General features: G+C 39.9%; 1 pseudogene. It reads right to left on the bottom strand.

What is annotated here, in order from left to right:
- Nucleotides 1-361, bottom strand: a pseudogene (locus tag ACKTR2_RS10560) (hypothetical protein); the annotation flags it as partial.

Genomic DNA, 361 nt, shown 5'->3' with positions numbered 1-361 from the left:
GCCACTCTTAGTTTCATAACTAACGACGGCCAAGCCTTTCATATCTTGGCCCTGCTTACTTTGTGTATACAGGTTCAGCTGATCTAATTTGGCTGAAACACTATTGCTATCACCATACGTGCCCTTATTTGAAAAGTATTGCTGATATAGCTTGTCGGAAATCAAGTCTTTCACGCCATCTTTACGCTGACCGTAGGTCTTGGGCTTGAAGTTATTCATGACCTCAAAGAACTTGGTGACCACCGTATTAAAGCTAAGTTCAGCCTGACTTTTATCTTTATTATTTTGGTAGGTCTTATAACTGTCAATTTGAGCGCTCAATAACTGCTTTTGTTGATTAGTTTTGGTTAATTGCTGGCTG

This window comes from Furfurilactobacillus curtus, from assembly GCF_045862785.1.
In the GTDB taxonomy this organism is placed as follows: Bacteria; Bacillota; Bacilli; order Lactobacillales; family Lactobacillaceae; genus Furfurilactobacillus; species Furfurilactobacillus curtus.
This window is presented reverse-complemented; position numbering and strand designations above follow the sequence as displayed.